The organism is Fulvimarina manganoxydans (genome assembly GCF_900176465.1).
Taxonomy (GTDB): domain Bacteria; phylum Pseudomonadota; class Alphaproteobacteria; order Rhizobiales; family Rhizobiaceae; genus Fulvimarina; species Fulvimarina manganoxydans.
In genome coordinates this window covers 62,759-79,562 of the sequence record NZ_FWXR01000003.1, presented here as the reverse complement: position 1 = coordinate 79,562, position 16,804 = coordinate 62,759, and the positions used below count along the sequence as shown (strand labels likewise).

Annotated in this window: 14 protein-coding genes; 8 read left to right on the top strand and 6 right to left on the bottom strand. The window is 62.2% G+C overall.

Annotation, left to right across the window (positions count from 1 at the left end; translation table 11 throughout):
• Nucleotides 1-122: 122 nt before the first annotated feature.
• The 4 genes from B9A15_RS04835 (at nucleotide 123) to B9A15_RS04820 (ending at nucleotide 5,473) form a co-directional block, all read left to right on the top strand.
• A complete protein-coding gene (locus tag B9A15_RS04835; RefSeq protein ID WP_084408912.1) occupies nucleotides 123-2,192 on the top strand; it encodes an NAD(+) synthase in 2,070 nt (689 codons plus the stop codon).
• 403 nt (nucleotides 2,193-2,595) lie between these two features.
• Complete coding sequence (locus B9A15_RS04830; protein ID WP_425292948.1) at nucleotides 2,596-3,426, top strand: flagellar export protein FliJ; 831 nt, start codon at nucleotides 2,596-2,598, stop codon at nucleotides 3,424-3,426.
• 171 nt (nucleotides 3,427-3,597) lie between these two features.
• Nucleotides 3,598-5,103, top strand: coding sequence for a helix-turn-helix transcriptional regulator (locus tag B9A15_RS04825; RefSeq protein WP_084408911.1), 1,506 nt, complete (start codon nucleotides 3,598-3,600; stop codon nucleotides 5,101-5,103).
• A 190-nt stretch (nucleotides 5,104-5,293) separates the two neighbouring features.
• The gene (locus B9A15_RS04820; protein ID WP_084409123.1) at nucleotides 5,294-5,473 is read left to right on the top strand and encodes a CsbD family protein; all 180 of its coding nucleotides are present in this window, start codon (nucleotides 5,294-5,296) and stop codon (nucleotides 5,471-5,473) included.
• A gap of 103 nt (nucleotides 5,474-5,576) precedes the next feature.
• On the opposite strand, the gene ndk is transcribed toward B9A15_RS04820, so the two are convergent.
• The 4 genes from ndk to B9A15_RS04800 all read right to left on the bottom strand — a co-directional run bounded on the left by ndk (nucleotide 5,577) and on the right by B9A15_RS04800 (nucleotide 7,508).
• Nucleotides 5,577-5,999: a nucleoside-diphosphate kinase gene (gene ndk, locus B9A15_RS04815; protein WP_084408910.1), complete on the bottom strand. Its 423-nt coding sequence runs from the start codon at nucleotides 5,997-5,999 to the stop codon at nucleotides 5,577-5,579.
• Nucleotides 6,000-6,118: 119 nt separating this feature from the next.
• Nucleotides 6,119-6,811 carry a glutathione S-transferase family protein gene (locus B9A15_RS04810; protein ID WP_084408909.1) on the bottom strand — a complete coding sequence of 231 codons (693 nt, stop codon included), beginning with the start codon at nucleotides 6,809-6,811 and terminating at the stop codon, nucleotides 6,119-6,121.
• A gap of 104 nt (nucleotides 6,812-6,915) precedes the next feature.
• Nucleotides 6,916-7,317, bottom strand: coding sequence for a type II toxin-antitoxin system VapC family toxin (gene vapC, locus B9A15_RS04805; RefSeq protein ID WP_084408908.1), 402 nt, complete (start codon nucleotides 7,315-7,317; stop codon nucleotides 6,916-6,918).
• A complete protein-coding gene (locus B9A15_RS04800) occupies nucleotides 7,314-7,508 on the bottom strand; it encodes a type II toxin-antitoxin system VapB family antitoxin (RefSeq protein WP_084408907.1) in 195 nt (64 codons plus the stop codon). Before B9A15_RS04800 ends, vapC begins: the two co-directional genes overlap by 4 nt.
• Nucleotides 7,509-7,579: 71 nt before the next feature.
• On the opposite strand from B9A15_RS04800, the gene B9A15_RS04795 reads away from it, so the two are divergent.
• On the top strand, nucleotides 7,580-9,496 hold the full coding sequence (locus B9A15_RS04795; RefSeq protein ID WP_084408906.1) for an ABC-F family ATP-binding cassette domain-containing protein: 1,917 nt from the start codon (nucleotides 7,580-7,582) through the stop codon (nucleotides 9,494-9,496).
• 147 nt (nucleotides 9,497-9,643) lie between these two features.
• On the opposite strand, the gene B9A15_RS04790 is transcribed toward B9A15_RS04795, so the two are convergent.
• Nucleotides 9,644-10,096 carry a DNA polymerase III subunit chi gene (locus B9A15_RS04790; protein ID WP_084408905.1) on the bottom strand — a complete coding sequence of 151 codons (453 nt, stop codon included), beginning with the start codon at nucleotides 10,094-10,096 and terminating at the stop codon, nucleotides 9,644-9,646.
• A 17-nt stretch (nucleotides 10,097-10,113) separates the two neighbouring features.
• A complete protein-coding gene (locus B9A15_RS04785; protein ID WP_084408904.1) occupies nucleotides 10,114-11,619 on the bottom strand; it encodes a leucyl aminopeptidase in 1,506 nt (501 codons plus the stop codon).
• 313 nt (nucleotides 11,620-11,932) lie between these two features.
• On the opposite strand from B9A15_RS04785, the gene B9A15_RS04780 reads away from it, so the two are divergent.
• From B9A15_RS04780 to B9A15_RS04770, 3 genes are read left to right on the top strand one after another with little or no spacing between them, the layout of a single operon-like run.
• On the top strand, nucleotides 11,933-13,132 hold the full coding sequence (locus tag B9A15_RS04780; protein ID WP_084408903.1) for an LptF/LptG family permease: 1,200 nt from the start codon (nucleotides 11,933-11,935) through the stop codon (nucleotides 13,130-13,132).
• Nucleotides 13,129-14,211 (top strand): LPS export ABC transporter permease LptG, encoded by a 1,083-nt coding sequence (gene lptG / locus B9A15_RS04775; RefSeq protein WP_084408902.1) that lies wholly within the window; start codon nucleotides 13,129-13,131, stop codon nucleotides 14,209-14,211. The genes B9A15_RS04780 and lptG overlap by 4 nt, the downstream gene beginning before the upstream one ends.
• A gap of 1 nt (nucleotide 14,212) precedes the next feature.
• Complete coding sequence (locus tag B9A15_RS04770) at nucleotides 14,213-16,615, top strand: LPS-assembly protein LptD (protein ID WP_244556798.1); 2,403 nt, start codon at nucleotides 14,213-14,215, stop codon at nucleotides 16,613-16,615.
• Nucleotides 16,616-16,804: the final 189 nt, after the last annotated feature.

The following is a 16,804-nucleotide window of genomic DNA, read 5'->3' as shown; positions in this document are numbered from 1 at the left end:
ACGGAACAATGATCGAGGTCATGGCGCTCGGCCTTTTCAGAGCCAGCCATGAAAAGGTTCACGGGCGCCCAAGCCAGGCCATATAAGAGGCGTAACGCAAGTCTCGACGATCCGGATGCTTCATGACAGCGCAGCCCCCCGTCCCCGACAGCTTCTTCTCGATCCATCGGCATGGCTTTGCCCGGATCGCCGTCGCAACGCCGTCGGCCCGCAATGGCGACCCGGCGGGCAATGGCAGGGCGATCGAGGCGCAGGCGCGGGAGGCTTCCCAGCGCGACGTGGATGTGGTCGTCTTTCCCGAACTCTCTCTCACCGGCTATGCCAATGACGACCTCCATCTTCAGGAGGCGACGCTTCTCGCGACGCTTGCCGGGATCGAGTCGATCCGCGCTGCCAGTGAAGACCTTAAGCCGGTCCTCCTGATCGGCGCCGCGCTCAGCCGCAATGGCCGGCTCTACAATTGCGCCGTTGCGATCCATCGCGGCCGCATTCTCGGCGTCGTGCCGAAGATCTATCTGCCGAACTATCGGGAATATTACGAGAAGCGCTGGTTTGCCTCGGGCGATGGCACCGACGGCTTAACGATCGAGATCGGCGGAGAGACCGTGCCCTTCGGCCCGGACCTTCTCTTTGCCGCCAGCGACCGGCCGGGCTTCGTCGTCCATATCGAGATCTGTGAGGATTATTGGGCGCCCTTCCCGCCCTCGATCGATGGTGCCCTCGCCGGCGCGACGGTGCTTTGCAACCTGTCAGCCTCCAACATCACCATCGGCAAGAGCCACGACCGCCATCTTCTGTCTGCCTCCCAATCCATGCGCTGTCTCGGCGTCTATGCCTATTCGGCGGCCGGCCATGGCGAGAGCACGACCGATCTCGCCTGGGACGGCCAGGGGGAGATCTACGAGCTTGGCGATCTCCTCGCCGAATCCGAGCGCTTTTCGCGTGGGGGCGAGCTTCTGATCGCCGATGTCGACTGCAACCGGGTTCTCCAAGAGCGCATGCGCATGCCGACCTTCAACGATGCGGCGGCGCGGCGCGGCCATCCCGAGACGCGCTTCCGGCGCATCGCCTTCGAACAGGGTTTGGCGTCCGGCGATATCGGTTTTCATCGCCCGATCCGGCGCTTTCCCTTCGTGCCGAACACGCCCGAGCGGCTCGACCAGGACTGCTATGAGGCCTTCAACATCCAGGTGGACGCGCTCGTCACCCGCTTTGAGGCAACGCCGGGCGACACGATGGTCATCGGCATTTCGGGCGGCCTCGATTCGACCCATGCCTTGATCGTCGCGGCGAAAGCCTGCGACCGGATGGGCGTCTCGCGCAAGAACATTCTCGGCTTCACCATGCCGGGCTTTGCGACCGGCGATGCGACGAAATCCAATGCCTGGAAGCTGATGGAGGCCATGGGGATTTCGGCCGCCGAGATCGATATCCGCCCGGCGGCGCGCCAGATGCTGTCCGACATGGGCCATCCTTTCGCCGATGGCGAGCCGGTCTATGACATCACCTTCGAAAACGTCCAGGCGGGGCTGCGCACCGACTATCTCTTCCGCCTCGCCAATCAGCGGAACGGCTTCGTCATCGGCACGGGAGACCTGTCGGAGCTCGCGCTCGGCTGGTGTACTTATGGCGTCGGCGACCAGATGAGCCATTACGCCGTCAATAGCGGCGTTCCGAAGACGCTGATCCAATATCTCATCCGCTGGTGCGTCACCTCCGGCCAGTTCGACGAGACGACCGACGCCGTCCTCACCGCCATTCTGGACACGGAGATCTCCCCCGAACTTGTGCCGGCGGACGCCCAAGGCGGCCTTCAAAGCACGGAAGAGAAGATCGGCCCTTACGAGCTCAACGACTTCTTCCTCTTCCACATCCTGCGCTACGGCTTCGCCCCCTCCAAGGTCGCCTTCCTCGCCCATCAAGCCTGGCGGGACAAGACAACGGGCCGCTGGCCGATCGGCTTTCCAGACGCGAAGAAGCGCGAATACGACCTCGATACGATCACATTCTGGCTCGAGAAATTCCTCTTCCGCTTCTTCCAGACCTCGCAATTCAAACGCTCGGCGATCCCCAACGGCCCCAAGGTCTCGGCCGGCGGCAGCCTGTCGCCCAGAGGCGACTGGCGCGCGCCGTCGGATTCCAGCGCGGCCGCGTGGATCAAGGAATTGCGGGCAGCGATGGGGCGGGGGTGAGACGAGGAGAGGCGCAAAGAGAGTATTCGATGCAGATCGCGCAGATGGTCGACCGGTAGTAACCGGCTCATGAAACACACCGCTGCCCCGCCATGGCCGTGGCTGATCCTGGACATGCGTCGTTCTGTCAACCGATGTTCGTGGCGCCGGGACGGACTCTTAAGCCAGAACGAGCCCTCATTTCGCCAAGGCGGATCGATTGTCCGTGGCTGCCTAAAAAAGAACCATCCGCATCAATCCAACTGATGCAGGCGCTTCTGTGTAGGCCTGAATGTCATTCCATCTTTGGTCAGGACGTTCCGATGTGACGGAACCCCTGAGTATGAAGGAGTAAATGGAAATGACGACGTCCGATACGCTCATCGTCAACAGCCCAGCCCGAGCGGCAGCCTCCGATGCCGGAATGCAGGCAACGCTTTTGAACAAGGTGTCATGGGGTGCGATCTTCGCCGGCGTGACGATCGCGCTTGTGACACAGGTGATCTTGACGCTTCTGGGTGCCGGGATCGGCATCGCGGCAATTGATCCGACCGGATCTGCTTCAAGTAACCCGTCCGCCACGGGCTTTTCGATCGGCGCGGCCGTATGGACGGTCGCATCCGCGCTGATCTCCGCCTTTGCTGGTGGCTACATCGCTGCGCGCATGTCCGGCCGCGCCGACCGACTGGCTGCGGGCTTGCATGGCTTGACGACCTGGGCCTTTACGACGTTGCTCGTTCTTTATCTCCTGACGACGACCGTGGGCTCGCTCGTCGGCGGAGCCATCGGCGGCGTCACATCCGCTGTCGGCAACCTTGGCCAGAGTGCCATCCAGTCGGCGGCCCCTGCCCTCGCCAATGCCAATCCGCTCGATGCGATCCGCGAACAGGTCCGCTCCACCGGCACCGATCCTGAAGCGCTTCAGGCAAGGGCGGTGGATGCCATTCGATCCGTCGTAACGGCGGGCGAAGACGGCGCGGAGCAGGCACGCAATCAGGCCGCACAGGCTCTTGCGGAAGCGCGTGGCATCCCTGTCGATCAGGCACGCCAACAGGTGACCCAGATGGAGCAGCAGTACCAGGACGCCGTCCAGTCCGCGAAACAGACCGCGACCGAGGCAGCCGAAGCCACGGCGTCCGTCATCTCGACGGGCTCTTTGCTGGCCGCTCTAGGCCTCGTGCTCGGCGCCGGAGCCGGCTTCCTTGGCGGTCGCAGCGGCGCCGTTCCGGTTCGCTACAGCGCACGCGGCTACTAAAACTTCGCTTCAAATAGCGTGTCGTCTTGGCTCGGCGGTCTGGCTACCAGATCGCCGAGCCTCGTTTCTGGCCCAAGGGTCGAAGGCCCCCATTTCCATAGCCGACCAAGGGAGTTGGGCCGGCCGGATTTCAGCCCTCACTATACAAATGCTACGAAGGAACACGAAGTCATGGACGCGATCAGCGTCGGGGCGGCCGTGGAACGCCGCCAATTGCAGCAGATCATCGCAGGTCTCGACGAGGGTGTCATTCTCATTGACCCCGATCAGACGATTAGCTGGGCAAACGAGGCTGCGCTTCTGATGCATGGTGTCTCATCCGTCGACGACCTCGGAAAGACCGTCGATGGATACCGCGACCGCTTCCGGCTTCGCTACCGCAACAACCATACTGTCGTCGACGGCGCTTACCCGGCCGACCGGGTCGTTGCGGGCGAAATCTTCGCCGATGTCATCGTGGAAGTCTCGCGAGCAGGCGTCGACGAACCGGAATGGGTCCACAGGGTCCGCAGCCTCGTCCTGACCGATGCGGAAGATGCACCGGACTGCCTCGTCCTCGTCATCACCGATGCGACGGACGAAATCCAAGCGGTTGATCGCTTCGAACGAGCCTTCAATGCGAATCCCGCTCCCGCCCTGATCTGCCGCATTTCCGACCTGCGCTACATTCGAGCAAACCAAGGGTTTCTCGATATGACCGGCTATTCGCGCGAGAACATCATCGGCCGTTCGGTCTACGACCTCGATGTGATGGAGGCGGCCGAGAAGCGCGATCTCGGTAAGCAGCGCCTCGCCGATTGGGCGACGGTCCCCCAGATGGAGGCCTGCCTGCAATTGCCCGAAGGCGAGTCGAAACTCGTCATCGTAGCCGGCCAGCCGATCGAGATCGGCGATGAAAAATGCATGCTCTTCACATTTGCCGATCTCGAACCGCGCCGAAAGGCTGAGAGCGCTATTCGAAACAGCGAGGAGAAGTTCGCCAAGACGTTTCGTCTTGCCCCGGTGCCGATGAAGATCACGACGCTGGACGGCTTTCGCATTCTCGATGTTAATGACGCGTTCTTGAAGGATACCGGTTGGTCCGTGGAGGAAGTCATCGGGCGCAGTCCCGCCGAGATCGAACTCTGGGATACATCCGAAACGCGCCGCAAATTGGAGAAGGAACTCGTCGAGACGGGCGGCTTTCGCGGCTACGAAGCAAAGCTCAAATCGAAGGATGGTACGATCCACGACTGTCTCGTATCCGCCGAGACCGTGGTGATCGGTGGCGAGACCTGCGTGCTCGACGTCTTCCAGGATATAACGCGGCGAAAGACGTCCGAGACTGAACTCGTCAACGCCATCGAGGCCGTGATGAGCGACACGAAGTGGTTCAGCCGGAACGTGATGGACAAGCTCGCCAATATGCGTTCTCCGCAGCCGGACGGAAAGACGAAGGCCGGTCTGTCGGATCTTACAGCCAAGGAACGCGAGGTTCTGAGTTACGTATCTCTGGGGCTCGCCGACGCGGAAATCGCCGATCGGCTCTGTCTCGCCAAAAGCACGATCCGCAATCACGTCGCCCGGATCTACGGCAAGATCGATGTGCATCGACGCAGCGAAGCTATCGTCTGGGCTCGCGAGCGAGGAATTGACGGTCCGGACCCAGAACGCCAGCGAGGAGCGAAAAGGCGATAGGCTCGCCCTCACCCGCAGCACTCGATGAGACGAGGCTTGCCGCGCGAAAGATGCAAAAAGAACGATTGGCATCTGTGTGCCTGATGCAAACAAACCTACGCGAAGACTGTTCAGATCATATCTTTGAAAGCATGCGAGCAAGTAAGCCCATCTCCTCGGGGCGCTGCTCGATCAAGCTTAGGAGATGAAAATGGACAAGAATCGCATGGAAGGAAAGAAGGACGAGATTGTCGGGTCGGTGAAGGAGGCAATCGGCAAGGTCACCGGAAATGAACGCGTCGAAGCAGAAGGCGCAGCCCAGAAGAACAAGGGCAAAGTGCAGGATAAAGTCGGTGAGGCCAAGGACGCCGTGCGCAAGGCTTTCGACTGATTCACCAGCAAATTGAAAATGAAAACGCCCGCCGGTCATGCGACCGGCGGGCGTTTTCGTAAGACGTCCATCCGAAAGGCGCCTAAAACGCCCCTCGCCAGCCTCAGCCGACGATTTCGGTCTCGGAGAACCAGTAGGCGATTTCCTCGGCGGCTGTTTCGGGGGCGTCGGAGCCGTGGACCGAATTCTCGCCGATCGACAGGGCATGCTCCTTGCGGATCGTGCCTTCGGCGGCGTTGGCCGGGTTGGTGGCGCCCATGATCTCGCGGTTGCGGGCGATCGCGTTCTCGCCCTGGAGAACCTGGACGACCGTCGGGCCGGACGACATGAAGTCGACGAGCTCGCCGAAGAAGGGACGCTCCTTGTGGACCGCGTAGAAGCCTTCGGCCTCGCGGCGGCTCATCCAGACGCGCTTGGAAGCGACGACGGTCAGGCCGCCCTCTTCCAGCATCTTGATGATGGCGCCGGTCAGGTTGCGCCGGGTCGCGTCCGGCTTGATCATCGAGAAGGTGCGTTCGATCGCCATCGTCCAAATCCTTAATTCGTGTGAGAACGGGAATTTGGCGCCCCTATAACGATGATGCGGCGCAGCGACAAGCACCGCCGGGCTCTGCGCTTGCCTTTCGCCGCGAGGATTGACCGTTGTCAGGCGGCCGCCGGCACCTTCCGCCCCTCGGCCTCGTAAAGATCGAGGCAGCGCTCGAACCATTCGGCGACTGGGTCGGCCTTGGGCAGGATCGAAAAGGCGGAGGCGACACGTGCCCATTGGAATGGCCCAAAGACGATGAAATCGGCAAAGAGCGGGGTCTCGCCGCCGATGAAGGAGCGAGAGCCGAGGAGCCCGCGCAATGGCTCCAGCGATTTCAGAAAGGCTTCGACATGGGCCTCCCGTCCCTCGACGATGGTTTCCAGCGGCTTGCCGATCGCCTTTTCGCGGCTTTGGCGGAAATAGGCCTGATCAGTGTCGCTCAGGATGTCGTGGATATCGAGGATCAGCATCTTGGCGAGCGCCGGATGGATCACCCGCTGGGACCAGCTCTCGACGAAGCGCGAGAGCTGGCGCCCGCCCTCCCCGCCAAAGAGCGTCGGCGCGCTCGGATAGGTCTCGTCGAGATATTCGGCGATCTTGAAGGAATCGGCGACGACCTTGTCACCGTCGCGAATGACCGGAATCGTCTTGGAGGCGCCGCCTTCCACGTCGGGAATCTTGGTGAACGGCACCGGCACGGTTTCGAAATCGAGACCCTTGTGGCGGAGCGCGAGCCGAACCTTCCAGCAATGGGGCGAAAACAGCTGTCCCGGATCGCGTCCGCAGAGTTCGTAGAGCTTGATGGCCATAGGGGTCTGGTCCTTATTTCGGAAGCGCCGGCGCAAGGCGCTGAGGCAGTCCCCGTGTCTATCACGCCGGCCTATGGCAATGCGACGGTGCTGGCCCTTTGACGTCACGCCTCCGGCCGATAGACCAGAAGACCAAGGTCCCGCTCCCTCACGCCCATATCCTTGTCGTGATGGATGATCGGGACCCTGTCGACGATGCACCAAGTGGCGATGACGACATCGATCGTCCCGCGAATGGTGAGCCCGCGCCTGCGCAGGGTGCGGTAATTGGCGGCGGCGAGTTCGGCGATTCGAGGTCCGCCTAGGACCTCCATTCGATGCTGCCGGACCAACGCTCGAATTCGCTCCGCCTCTCGATCCTCGCGCACGCCCTGAAGCAGTTCCACAAGAACGACATCGCCGATCACGATATCCTCGTCTGCCAGCACCTGTCTGACGAGGGCCATTTGCGGCGTAGCGCGCCCATTCAGATGATCGATCCAGGCAGAGGTGTCGATCAGAATCACTTGTCTCGCCGCATGGCGTCGAGATCACCCTCCCATTCAACCGTCCCGCCGAGATCGAGAAGCTCCAGTTGAGCTTTGCGTCTGCGTACGGAGGCGCGAAGTTCCTCTTCGATCAGCATCTTTGGGTTTTTTGCCCTTAGAAGCGTCGTCGCTTCCTCGAGCAGGGCGTCGTCGATCTCGAGTGTCGCCATCAGAACTCTCCTGATCTATTCCCGATTGAAATAAGCTTTCTTCGCGCCCTGCGCCATGTCAAAAGGCGTCCATGCTCCAGATCACCGACCTGTCCGCCCGCATCGCCGGACGCCTGCTCATCGACCATGCCAGCCTGACTTTGCCCGCCGGCACGAAGGCCGGGCTCGTCGGGCGCAATGGCGCCGGCAAGTCGACCCTGTTCCGCGTCATCACCGGCGATCTCGCGCCCGAAAGCGGCTCGGTCCAGATCCCGAAAAACACGCGGATCGGTCAGGTCGCCCAGGAGGCCCCAGGCACCGAGGACTCGCTGATCGACATCGTGCTCGCAGGCGACGCGGAGCGCACCGCGCTGATGGCCGAGGCCGAAACCGCGACGGACCCCAATCGCATCGCCGAAATCCACACGCGGCTTGCCGATATCGATGCCCATTCGGCCGAAGCGCGTGCTGGCGCGATCCTCTCCGGCCTCGGCTTCGATGCCGCCGCGCAGCGCCGTCCGGCTTCGTCCTTTTCGGGCGGCTGGCGCATGCGCGTCGCGCTCGCCGCCGTCCTCTTCTCCCAGCCGGACCTTCTGCTTCTCGACGAGCCGACCAACTATCTCGATCTCGAAGGCACGCTCTGGCTGGAAAATTTCGTCGCGCGCTACCCCTATACGGTCATCGTCATCAGCCACGATCGGGACGTCCTCAACAACGCCGTCACCTCGATCGTTCATCTGGAACAGAAGAAGCTGACCTTCTATCGCGGCGACTTCGATTCCTTCGCGCGCCAACGGGCCGAGAAAATCGAACTCCTGCAGAAGCAGCGGGCCAAGCAGGAAGACAAGCGCAAGCATATGGAGGCCTTCGTCGCCCGCTTCCGGGCGAAAGCCTCCAAGGCACGCCAGGCTCAGTCGCGGCTGAAGGCGCTGGAGCGGCTCGGCCCCTTACAGGCGATCGTCGAAGACAGCGTGACGCCGATCGTCTTTCCGGAACCGGAGAAGCAGCCGGCCTCTCCGATCATCGCCATGCAGAGCGTTTCCGTCGGCTACGAGCCCGGCAAGCCGATCCTGTCCGGCCTCGACCTGCGCATCGACACCGACGACCGCATCGCCCTTCTGGGCCAGAACGGCAACGGCAAGTCGACCTTCGCCAAGCTTCTCGCAGAGCGTCTGAGCGCGGGCGATGGCTCGATCACCAAGGCGCCAGGCCTCAAGGTCGGGTTCTTTGCCCAGCATCAGATCGACGATCTGAGGCCGGCCGAGAGCGCCGTCGAACATGTGCGCCGAGAGATGCCGGAGGCCCCAGAAGCCAAGGTCCGCGCCCGCGTTGCCCAGATGGGCCTTGCGACCGAAAAGATGGACACGGCGGCCGAAAAACTTTCGGGCGGTGAGAAGGCGCGGCTTCTGATGGGGCTCGCGACGATCGACGCGCCCCATCTCCTCATTCTCGACGAGCCGACCAACCATCTCGATATCGAGGCGCGCGACAGCCTGATCCACGCCCTCAACGACTATCCGGGCGCCGTCATCCTGATCAGCCACGACCGGCATATTGTCGAGGCAACGGTCGATCGGCTCTGGCTGGTCGAACAAGGCACAGTGAAGCGCTTCGACGGCGATTTGACCGACTATAAGCGGCTGGTTCTGGCCAAGGCACGCTCATCGTCGACCGGCGAGGCGGACACGGACGAGCCGGCCCAGGCGCCGGTGGTGGCCGGTCCGACCAAGGCAGAGCAGCGCAAGCTCGCCGCGGAGCGGCGCGACCAGCTGAAGCCTCTGAAGAAGAAGATCAGCCAGTTGGAGATTCAGATCTCGCGTCTGCAAAAGACGATCGCCGAGGTCGAATCACGCCTCGCCGATCCGGCGATCTACCAGAAGGATCCGCAGGCCGTCGCCAAGCTCGGCAAGGAGAAGGCCGACGCCGAGCGCACGCTGGCTTCGGTGGAAGAGGAATGGCTCGCGCTGTCGGAAGAGCACGAGGCCGCGATGGAAGGCGTTGCGGGCTGATACCAGCGGACATATGAAAGCATCGCTTTCGAATGTCCGCTGGCAGCCTGAGCGGCGTTTGAGCCCCTTGCCGGGCGTGGATTGACCCAGCGGGTCAATTCATTCGTCCGGCGGTATGAGTTTGGCCGCCTCGCATCCCACAGTTTCCTAGCGCTTCTTCACCCATTTGCGGTCTTCGCTCTGCTGCCAATAGGTCAATTGATGGCCGGCCGCCTGCTCAACGCGCCAGCGAGAGCGGGCGTGGTCGGTTTGCTCGCTGTCATGACCGTCGAACATATAAATGGCGCGCACATAAGCGCTCAGATCGCCGGGCGTCGCGCCCTCCACCATGAAGCGAACATCAGGTTTGTTGGCCGCCTCATCCGCGCTGGTCGTGATCAGGATCGGCTGATGTTCGGGAGAGGCCTGCCCGTCGGTGCCATGCGGCAGGAAGCTGTCGTCCCGAAACGTCCAGAGGTGATGGTCCAGCGCGTCGCGCCGCTCCTCGCTGACGCATTGGACGACGACGCGCCAGCCGCGCGCCAGCGAGCGTTCGAGGAGGTCGGGCAGCGCCTCCTCGAGCCGGCTCTCGGTCAAATGATAGAACAGGACCTCCGCCACGGAGCCCCTTTCCCGCCTCAGCGCGTCTCGTAGTGGTCGGCGACGAGGCGTTCGAGAAGACGCACGCCGAAGCCCGAGGCCCAGGACTGGTTGTAGGCGTTGGAGGGAGACCCCATCGCCGTGCCGGCGATGTCGAGATGGGCCCAGGGCACGTCGTTGACGAAGCGCTTCAAGAACTGCGCCGCCGTGATCGAGCCGGCCGCGCGACCGCCGCCGATATTCTTGATGTCGGCGAACTTGCCTTCGATCATCTTGTCATATTCGGGCGCGAGCGGCAGGCGCCACACCTTTTCGCCGGACGTCTTGCCGGCGGCCATCAAGCGGTCGGCCAGTTCGTCATTGTTCGAGAAGAGGCCGGCATGATGATTGCCGAGCGCCACGATGATCGCGCCGGTGAGGGTCGCGAGATTGATCATGAATTTCGGCTTGAAGCGGTCCTGGCAATACCAGAGCGCGTCGGCCAGAACGAGGCGGCCTTCCGCATCGGTGTTGAGCACCTCGATCGTCGTGCCGGACATGGCGGTGACGATGTCGCCGGGGCGCTGGGCATTGCCGTCGACGGAATTCTCGACGAGGCCCACGATACCGACGACGTTCACCTTGGCCGAACGCGCCGCAAGCGCATGCATCAGGCCGGTGACGGCCGCCGCCCCGCCCATATCGCCCTTCATCTCGTCCATCGAAGCGGCGGGCTTTATGGAGATGCCGCCGGTGTCGAAGACGACGCCCTTGCCAATGAAGGCGATCGGCGCTTCGCTGTCTGCTCCGCCGTTCCAGCGCATGATGGCAAGGCGCGGCGGGCGCGGAGACCCTTGCGCAACGCCGAGAAGCGCGTTCATCTTGAGATCGCGAAGCTCGTCTTCACCCAGGATCTCAACTTCGACCCCGACCTTGGTGAGACCGGCGATACGCTCGGCGAATTCGACCGGCCCGAGCACGTTGGCCGGCTCGTTGACGAGGTCTCTGGCGAGCATGGTGCCGTCGGTAATGGCGAGTTCGCGCTTGAGCGCCGCATCCATCGCGGACGGATCGGTGACCAGGATCGTATAGGTGGTCGCCGAGGCTGCCGCCTTCTCGCTGTCTTCCTCGTCGGAGCCCTTTTTCGTCTTGTAGCGATCGAACTCGTAAGCGCGCAGGCGTAGACCTGCCGCGAGCGCGGCGAGTTCGCTCGGCTCGGCCTGACGCTCGCCGGGCATGGCGGTCGAAATCGTCACCGCTTCACTGCCTTTGGTCTTGGCCGCGATCGTGCCGCCGAGCTTCAGCCAATCCTCTTCCTGCGGCGAATCATCGGAATGGGTGCCGATTATGAGAAGGCGATCGAGACCCGTCTCCGCCGGAGCGATGAGATCCAGCGTCGAAAGCGCCTTGCCCTTGAACTTGGCAGTCCCCGCCGCCCTGCCGATCAGAGCGGACAGGCCGGAATGGGCGTCCGCGACCTTCGCATCCTTCCCCGCCGGCACGACGAGCACGCCCTCGCCGGTCTCACGCAAGCTCTCGAAACGGATTGTCGGAAGGCTTCCCATGGTCGTCCTGTCTTTCGTCATATGGATCGTCGCGCCGAAGCGCCTGTCTTTGGTGCCTATCATGGTGAAGCCGCGCACGGAAACAAGGCGGCGGCGATGTGAACACACCCTTGCGATCTAGGGACCGTCAGAAGCCTTTGCACCAAAGGAGACATCGGTTTAGAGACGGTTCATCATCTTGCTTGAGGGAGCGTTAGCCAAGAAGGGCGAAACTCGATCATACCTCTGTGGCTGCGCGGCTTTCGGGCCGAGCGCCGCAATTTGAACGCCTCTGGGGGAGAGGAGGACGTTCGCCATTTCGTCTTGGGTCCGCATGACGCTTATCGAACGCTACATCTTCCGGAGAGCCTTCACGGCTTCGGCGGGATCTCTCGTCTCCCTGGTGCTGATCGTCTGGATCGTTCAGGCGCTGTCGCGGATCGACATCGTAAAGACGAGCGCGTCGGCTGCCGGCAATATCTTCTGGATCGCCCTGATGCTCCTGCCGGATCTGGCGGCGGGCGTGGTGCCCTTCGCGATCCTGATCGGCTCGGTCCAGGCGCTGAATGCGCTCAACGCCGATTCGGAGCGGTCCGCAATGGCAGCCGCCGGCGCCTCCAATGCGATGATCACGCGGCCGATCCTGCTCCTAGGCTTTCTCGGCGGCCTGTTTATGCTGTTCGTCGCCCATGGAATCGGCCCGATGGCATCGAGCGCATTTCAGAACGGCATTCGCTCGATCAATGCCGATACGATTACGCTCTTCCTTCAACCGGGGCGCTTCGAGCGCGTTCGCAACGATCTGGTGATCTCGGTCGGCGAGACGCAAGGGTCGACGGTCAAGAGTCTCTTCATTCACGATACGCGCGACCCGAACCTGGATCTCACCTATTTCGCCCGAGAAGCGAGCATCGTCGAGACCCAGGACGGCCAGCAGGTTCTGATGCTGTTCGACGGGCAGCTCCACAGAAAGAATCGCGCCAACAGCGCGGTCTCCATCATCGAGTTCCAGACCTATGCTTTCGATCTGTCCGATCTGAAACCGTCCGGCGGTCGCGATTGGATTCGAAGTTCGGAAATGTCGACATGGGCGCTGTTGCAGCCCAATCTCGACAATTCCGATTTTCAGCGAAATCCCGGTCGCTATGACGAAGAGCTCACCGACCGATTCTCGTCCTGGCTCTTCTGCATCGCCTTCGCGCTCTGGGCGGTTGCGGTGGCCGGACAGCCGCAAACCAATCGAAAGGCGACAAATCTGGCGATGACGCTTGGCATCGCTGGCGCGGTGGTGCTCAAGGCGCTCGGCTTCCTCGCCCTCAGCCTCGTGAACGACAATCGGCTCTTCGTGCTGGTGGTCTTTGCCCTGCCTTTGAGCGCAGCGCTGTTCGACGCGATCCTCATCGTTCGAGGCATTGATCCGAGCCAGCTTCGGATCTTCCAAGTGATCGGCGACCTTCCGATTCGGTTCGCCAAGCTCCTTGAGCGCCTGCAGGGACGCAGGTTGAAAACGGCGACGGGAGGATCGGGCAAGTGAAACGCTGGACCCTCAACCGCTACTTTTTCAAACTCTACATCGTGAATTTCGTCTCGACGCTCCTGGCGATCTTCGTGCTGATCTTCCTCATCGATCTCATCGAGATGAGCCGCCGCGGTATCCTGGAGGATGCGAGCTTCACCGCACTTCTGGCCTTTTCCGCGCTTCGGGTACCGGCCTTCATGGAACAGGCCTTCCCCTTCATCGTCCTGTTCTCGTCGATCTTCACGCTTCTGTCCCTCAATCGGCGACTCGAACTCGTCGTCGCGCAGGCGGCAGGCGTGTCGATCTGGCAACTCCTCGTGCCGTTTCTCTTCGGTTCGTTCATCCTCGGTCTGGTGGCGACCTTCGCCTACAATCCGCTCTCGGCAGCGGCCAAGGGCGTGGCAGCCCAAATCGAATCGGACGCGCGGGGTCTCACCTCCTCCAACCAGCCTCTCCAAACCCCTTGGCTGCGCCAGAAGGCCGACGGAGTCTCGTCGATCATCGGCGCGCAGATGGTCTCCGATGGCGGCCGAATTCTGAGCCAGGTGACCGCCTTCATCCTCGACGATGACGGGGAAGTGAGCGAGCGGCTCGACGCGCCGAGGGCCGAATTGACCGATGGCGCATGGGTTTTGAACCGGCCGAGAGTGACGCGAATAGGTTACACTCCGCGAGATGTCGTCGAATACAGGCTCCCGACAGGGCTCAGACCCGAGTATATCGAACAGAGACTGGCGGATCCGGAAACGATCTCGATCTGGGATTTGTCTTCAAAGATCCAGATCGCGGCGAGCTTGGGCTTTAACTCCATGGCATTCTCCATGCAGTATCATACGCTCTTGGCCCGGCCGGCTCTGTTCATCGCCATGACGCTGCTCGCAGCGACCGTGGCGACCCGGTTCTCGCGAACCGGCCAGTCCAGCAGGACGATCGCCGGCGGCATCATCGCCGGCTTCGTTCTTTACGTGGTGACGTTTCTGGCCAAAGCCTTGGGCAGCAACGACATCGTTCCGCCCGTCGTCGCGGCCTGGTTTCCGGTCATTGCGGCCGGCCTGTTCGGGGTGACGATCCTGCTCCACCAGGAGGACGGTTAGAGTGACGAGTACGAGGGGGAGCGGAATGCGGCCGATGGGGAAGGTCGTTCCGCCACTGAAAACGGGCCTATGGGCCGGGACGGCGCTTGCCGTGCTCAGCGTGCTGATCTGCGCGCCGACGGGATCTGCCTTTGCGCAGGTGCCGCTGGACGCGGCCGGTGCAACGGGCGTGCCGAGCGACGCCCAGCTCTTTCTGGAAGCCGACACGGTCACCTATGACAGCGACCGCAGCGTCGTCACCGCGACCGGAGGCGTCCAGATCGACTATGGCAGCTACAAGGTGGTCGCCCGCGAACTCGTCTACGACCAGCAGACGCGGCGCCTGATCGCTCGTGGCGATGTCGAACTGCAACAGCCCGACGGCAATCGCATCTATGCCGATCAGCTCGATCTGACCGACGATTTCCGCGACGGCTTCGTTCAGGCCTTGCGAATCGAGACGCCGGACAACACCCGTTTCGCCGCCGCGGCCGCAACGCGCGAGAACGGCACCGTCACGACCTTCGAGCGCGGCGTCTACACAGCTTGCGAGGCGTGTCGCGAGAACCCGGATCGTGCCCCGCTCTGGCAGGTGAAAGCGCGCAAGATCGTCTGGGACCAGGAAGCCAAGGAAATCCGCTATTACGGCGCCCAGTTCGAATTCTTCGGCGCGCCGATCGCCTACCTACCCTATTTTGTCTCACCGGACCCCACGGTGAAGCGCAAATCCGGTTTCCTTGCACCGAGCTTTCACTCCTCGAGCGAGCTCGGTTACGGCGTACGTGTTCCCTATTTCGTCGCGCTGTCCGACGACAAAGACTTCACCGTCGCGGGCACCTATTACACCAAGCAGGGCTTTCTTGGGGAAGTCGAGTATCGGCAGGCCTTCGAAAACGGCATCATCACGCTTCAGGCCGCCGGCATCAGCCAGAACGACCGCTTCGAATTCGAGGACGACAATTTCGTGCGCAACGGCGCGCGCGTCCTGTCTCCGGACTATGCCAATACCGATCGGGGAATGATCGGGACCAAGGGCCAGTTCGCCCTGTCCGATCGCTGGACCTTTGGTTGGGAATGGCTTTTCCAGAGCGACGACAATTTCGCTCGGACCTACGAGATCGAAGGCTTCAATCAGAAGATCCATACTTCGGAGATCTATCTGACCGGTCTCGGCGACCAGAGCTATTTTGACCTGCGCGCCCAGCAATTCGACTATCAGTCGACCGATCCGCTGCTCGATGACCAGCAGCCCTTCGTCCGCCCGACTTTCGATTACGAGCGCATCGAGCAGGAAGGCCTGTTCGGCGGCGAGGTGAAGCTCGATCTGAACGTCGCTTCGCTGACGCGCGACAAGGAGGATTCGCTCGCACAGGTCTTCGGCAACGAGACCTTCTACCGCTACCGGGCACTCGACGGGGACTATAGCCGCGCGACGGGTCGCCTGTCCTGGCGCGACACATGGTACACGCCGGTCGGGCTGGTGCTGTCGCCGACGCTCGCCGCGCGCGGCGACATCTATACGGCGGACATGCAGGCGTCGGATTTCCGGGCATTCGGCGGCGGCGTGGATATCGACGAGGACGGAACGCGCGGCATGGTGACCGCCGCTCTCGAAGCGCGCTATCCCTATCTGATCGAGACCGCCTCGGCCTCCCACATCATCGAGCCGATCGCCCAGTTCATCGCGCGGCCTGACGAGCAGCGAATCGGCCTTCTGCCGAATGAGGACGCCTCGACACTGGTCTTCAATGCGAGCAATCTCTTCTCGCTCGACAAATTCTCCGGTTACGACCGGATCGAGGGCGGCAGCCGCGCCAATGTGGGCGTGCGTTATGCCGGCGACTTCGGCGGCGGCTGGGTGATCGACGCGCTCGTCGGCCAATCCTATCATCTGGGCGGCGTCAACTCCTTCGCAGGTCGCGATTTGTCCTTCGTCGGTTATGATTCCGGCCTGGAGACCGATCGCTCCGACTACGTCGCCTCCCTGTCCCTGACGACGCCCTTCGGCGTCACCTTGGGCACCCAAGGCCGATATGACGAAAAGACCTTCGAGCTTCGGCGCAAGGACTTGTTCGGAACCTACAATTTCGAACGCGGATCGGCCTCGATCGGCTATTCCAACATCGCTGCTCAGCCGCTCTACGGATCGAATGAGGACCGCAGCCAGGTGACAGGGACGGGTTCCCTGAACTTCGCCCGCAACTGGTCGGCTCTTGCCGCCGTCTCCTACGACATCGACAACAGCGCGCTGATCGAGCAGAGCTACGGCATCCGCTATGCCGATGAGTGCTTCAGTCTGCTCGTCGGCTATCGGGAAGAGACCGATCGCTATTCGCTCGATGCCTCGTCCCAGACGGTGATGTTCAAGATTGGCCTGCGCACGATCTCCGACTTCAATCAGTCGATCGACGTCAGCGGCTTCTGATCCGCGCCGCTCCGCATGAGGTCCGCTCCCTTGGGCGGACCTTCTGGCGACGATGGAAGCGCCTTTCTCGCGTGAAGAGGCTGGCAGGCGGGCTTTCGCCATCGTATAGGCAGGCGCGAAGGGCTCTGCTTCGACCATCACGGTTTTGCCAAAACCGTGGGCTATCGGGCGGCTTGAAGATTTCGAGCA

Bases quoted from the DNA above. Each gene is read 5' to 3' on its own strand.
- B9A15_RS04835 (WP_084408912.1), top strand. From the start codon at position 123: ATGACAGCGCAGCCCCCCGTCCCCGACAGCTTCTTCTCGATCCATCGG.
- B9A15_RS04830 (WP_425292948.1), top strand. From the start codon at position 2,596: ATGCAGGCAACGCTTTTGAACAAGGTGTCATGGGGTGCGATCTTCGCC.
- B9A15_RS04825 (WP_084408911.1), top strand. From the start codon at position 3,598: ATGGACGCGATCAGCGTCGGGGCGGCCGTGGAACGCCGCCAATTGCAG.
- B9A15_RS04820 (WP_084409123.1), top strand. From the start codon at position 5,294: ATGGACAAGAATCGCATGGAAGGAAAGAAGGACGAGATTGTCGGGTCG.
- ndk (WP_084408910.1), bottom strand. From the start codon at position 5,999: ATGGCGATCGAACGCACCTTCTCGATGATCAAGCCGGACGCGACCCGG.
- B9A15_RS04810 (WP_084408909.1), bottom strand. From the start codon at position 6,811: ATGGCCATCAAGCTCTACGAACTCTGCGGACGCGATCCGGGACAGCTG.
- B9A15_RS04800 (WP_084408907.1), bottom strand. From the start codon at position 7,508: ATGGCGACACTCGAGATCGACGACGCCCTGCTCGAGGAAGCGACGACG.
- B9A15_RS04795 (WP_084408906.1), top strand. From the start codon at position 7,580: ATGCTCCAGATCACCGACCTGTCCGCCCGCATCGCCGGACGCCTGCTC.
- B9A15_RS04785 (WP_084408904.1), bottom strand. From the start codon at position 11,619: ATGGGAAGCCTTCCGACAATCCGTTTCGAGAGCTTGCGTGAGACCGGC.
- B9A15_RS04780 (WP_084408903.1), top strand. From the start codon at position 11,933: ATGACGCTTATCGAACGCTACATCTTCCGGAGAGCCTTCACGGCTTCG.